Genomic DNA, 3,856 nt, shown 5'->3' on the forward strand with positions numbered 1-3,856 from the left:
AGTATCGCATTTTCATTCTTATTGCCTCTTAATTTATCAAACTAAGAAAAAGAATGGAGGCGCCTCCCGGAGTCGAACCGAGGTCCACGGATTTGCAATCCGCTGCATAGCCACTCTGCCAAGGCGCCTTTATCAACATAAAATATATTGAAGTGTTTAAAGAGAACCACTCTTTGTTCAACACTCTACTAAAAGTAGAAACTAGATAGATGGTGCCCCGGGCCGGACTTGAACCGGCACAGCGCGAACGCCGAGGGATTTTAAATCCCTTGTGTCTACCAATTCCACCACCAGGGCAACGCAATCATGCGATGCTGATTACTGAAGAGTAAAACACCATCTCTCCGCGACCTAAGCCGTGAGAACGAGGTGTACTTTAACGGATGAAAAAAATTCGTCAACAATAAATTTTATCATTTAATTCAAGTGATTAATTATCGAACTCTACAGAATGAATTTAGTGCAGCTTGTACGGTTCTTATTCGTAGATTTTGAGTTTGAGTTGGAATTCAAAGGCCAAATTCCCATTTTCAGACTCACAAAACACTGTCAATTCCATTGAATTAAAGAAACACTCCTTCGTTTTCATGTGCTTTTCACATTCAAAGGCTAAAGTTTTACACAACTATAATTACGAAATGAAAACGTGAAGTCACTAAAACGATACCAATATGAACGCTACGCGGTTCTTTGTAACCTCGCCTACCCGAGAGTTTTTAAACAGACTCGTTACGGTTTTGATCCTAATGGACAGCGCATCATAAAGAACCAGTTTGGCAAAACCATGATTCGAGTTTTATGGAGTAGTGACAAAGATGAAGTGGTTGTGGTTATCAAGGGATCACACAGTGTTTCTGACTGGCTACTCACTTTTGCACTATGGACAAGAAGCTGTAAAAAGATTGGGCTGAACTATCGTGTACATGCCGGTTTCTATCATCTCATGTTTCAAGAAAGCCAGCCGAGTCGTAACGAAGACAAGCTTGGGCAAACCGTTATCGAACGCTTAGAAGCGACACTCTTGCCTTTGTTAGAACAAGGGAAAAGGATTTCTATAACCGGCCACTCTTCTGGTGGTGCAATTGGCTGCGTGTTCGCAGATTACCTAGATCAAAAGTATCCAGGCTGTGTTAAGCGAATCGTGACTTTTGGCCAACCTGCGATTGGTGATTGGAATTTTCGAAAGCACTACCGTTTGAGTAAGAAAACCTACCGTATCTGTTGCGACATAGATATTGTCACCTTCATGCCGCCCGTGCCTCTGTTGTATTGGCATGTAGGGAAAGTGCTTTGGCTCTATAACGGCAGGATCTACGAAAACACACCGACGTTTATACGTCTTGGGCGCTCTGTTCTAAGTTGGTTGATCAGACCTTTTTCTTACCACTTAATGAGCAAATATATTCGCAATAAGGATTTCTTTGATAAGCACTGAGACTCATTTGAAGCTATTAAAGAAAGAGCACAGGCCTATTACTGTCTGTGCTCTTTAGTTTCTAAACCTATGTTGTTTTCTGCAATATCGATTAAAGATTAAAGCTTGAAGCGTGACAACTCTCGTTTCAAGTCACTCGCTAAATGACTTAGCTGATCGGCTTGTGAAACCGCATCGGTCGCATCAACTGCCATCACATCACTCACTTCACGAACAGATTCGGTATTCGCATTGATTTCGGCAGTAACCAGTGACTGCTCTTCAGCGGCAGAAGCAATCTGAGTCGCCATATCACTGATCATCTGAATCGCTTCACGGATTTGAGCTAGGCTCTCTCCGGCCATATCCACATCGTGTACGCTTGTTTTCGCCATATCATGGCTTTGCGTCATCACTTTCACCGCACCATTGGTCGCTTGTTGTAAGCGTTTGATCTTGTCTTCGATCTCTTCTGTTGAAGCATGAGTACGTTGAGAAAGCACACGAACCTCATCAGCAACCACTGCAAAGCCTCGACCTTGTTCGCCTGCCCTAGCCGCTTCAATGGCCGCATTGAGCGCGAGTAAGTTCGTTTGCTCCGCTATTTCACGAATCGTCGCTAAGATAGACGCGATTTGCTGACCATGCTCTTCAAGCTCACTGATGATAGACACAGCGCTTGTTAGCTCAGTAGCGAGGTCATTGATCGATGATTGGCTTTTAGCCATCTGTTGGAAGCCTTGCTCGCTCAACTCCACCGAATGAGTCGCACTTTTTGCCGTACTCTCAGCATTCGTGGCGATTTCCGCTGTTGCTGTCGCCATTTCTGTCACAGCCGTTGCCACCATCGTGATCTCATCTTGTTGCCTGCTTACACTATCACTGCGCTTCATCGCACTGGTATTAGCATGCTCGGCACCGCTGTTCATCGCGGTAGAAACTTGAGTGACGTTTTGCATCATTTGATGGAGCCGATCAACGAAGACATTAAACTTATCGGCAAGTTGACCCACCTCATCTTGGCTCGACACTTGTAGTCTTTGTGTGAGGTCGCCTTCCCCTTCCGCAATATCAGCTAATGCTTCACTCACTCGCCCTAGTTCAACTAATTGACGAGCCACAAACCATGAGGTTGCTACAGCCATAACGATCAATACAATCAAACCTGTGGTGATTTGGCTAATCAACATATCGAACAGGGGCTGCTCTAGTACGTCTTTATCCATTTCAATCACAAGTAACCAGTCTGTGCCTTTAATCGGCTCAGCCATGATGACTCGCTCGGCACCATCCACTTGAGTAAAGATCGTCGTCAAGTTTTGCGCAGCACTGTTCAAGCCAGACACACTCAGCTCTGGCGCAATATCATTGACTTGTTTCAGAATGAAATCTTTATTTTGATGAGCAACGACCGTCCCTTGCTTATCAATCAGAATCGCACGCCCATTCCCCGGAACCTGAATGGCTAATACGTCTTCAATCAATTTGTCCAATGCCAAGTTTGATGCCACAACACCGATGATCGATCCATTCTCGGTCACTGGGTCTGTCAGTGTCACCACCAAGGTTTGCATCGTCACACTTACATACGGCTTTGTTGTCACCGCTCGATTCTCAGCTAAGGTTTGTTTATACCAACCTCGGACTCTTGGGTCATAGCCCGCTTTATTCAATGAAGGGTCATGACGGAACATCTCACCTTCTTTGTTACCGTAATAACTCAATCCAAACCCACCAGATACCAAGGTTTGACGTAAATGAGGAACGATATCTATTGAAGGGTTAAGCTGCACTTGTTGCTTAAGCCCGTGTACTGCTTGTTTCTTATCATAAAACCAGTCACTGATGCCCTTAGCATGAGCTTGAAGTGTATTGCGACTTTCACTTTCTATTGCTTGCCAGCTGTTTGTTTGAAAAGTCTTATAACCCATGAAAAGAAGAATGGCAGATGTAACAGCAATCGCCAAAACTACAGAGAAAACCATTTTCCTCTTTAGAGTAAATTGCATATTTAAGAACCTCTTATAGAACAATTAAAGAAATATAAAGAGGGACACTATCACTCATACGCATGTTTTAATTAGGGTTATCCCATAAAAAAATGAAACAAATTGAGCATTATGGTTAATTGTGACTTTGATTTATTTACCGGTCTATCAACAAAGGTTCAACTTAGGATCTCATCAAAATAGAGTGGGTCTATGAAAGGTAAAGGGGAGAAATGAAGAGGCAAGGATGAAGAAACCAAAAACGAAAAAACCAGCCACTAGGGCTGGTTTTTCTAAATGATGGAGGCGCCTCCCGGAGTCGAACCGAGGTCCACGGATTTGCAATCCGCTGCATAGCCACTCTGCCAAGGCGCCTTCAAGACGTGTTTTAAGAGAACGACTCTGTTGATTACTACCCAACAAGGTAACAATCAAATAGATGGTGCCCCGGGCC

General features: G+C 44.0%; 2 protein-coding genes and 3 tRNA genes. 1 reads left to right on the plus strand and 4 read right to left on the minus strand.

From position 1 onward, the window contains the following. Positions 1-54: 54 nt before the first annotated feature. A tRNA-Cys gene (locus AB4513_RS24580) sits at positions 55-128 on the minus strand. A gap of 82 nt (positions 129-210) precedes the next feature. Continuing rightward, a tRNA-Leu gene (locus AB4513_RS24585) sits at positions 211-297 on the minus strand. 349 nt (positions 298-646) lie between these two features. Here AB4513_RS24585 and AB4513_RS24590 point away from each other — a divergent pair. Continuing rightward, positions 647-1,435: a lipase family protein gene (locus tag AB4513_RS24590; RefSeq protein WP_017098611.1), complete on the plus strand. Its 789-nt coding sequence runs from the start codon at positions 647-649 to the stop codon at positions 1,433-1,435. Positions 1,436-1,533: 98 nt separating this feature from the next. On the opposite strand, the gene AB4513_RS24595 is transcribed toward AB4513_RS24590, so the two are convergent. After that, positions 1,534-3,399: a methyl-accepting chemotaxis protein gene (locus tag AB4513_RS24595; protein ID WP_102258464.1), complete on the minus strand. Its 1,866-nt coding sequence runs from the start codon at positions 3,397-3,399 to the stop codon at positions 1,534-1,536. A 304-nt stretch (positions 3,400-3,703) separates the two neighbouring features. Next, positions 3,704-3,777 (minus strand) — tRNA-Cys (locus tag AB4513_RS24600). Between the last annotated feature and the right edge of the window lie 79 nt (positions 3,778-3,856).

The sequence above is a fragment of the Vibrio sp. 10N.222.54.E6 genome, assembly GCF_041473955.1.
GTDB classification, from domain to species: domain Bacteria; phylum Pseudomonadota; class Gammaproteobacteria; order Enterobacterales; family Vibrionaceae; genus Vibrio; species Vibrio tasmaniensis_A.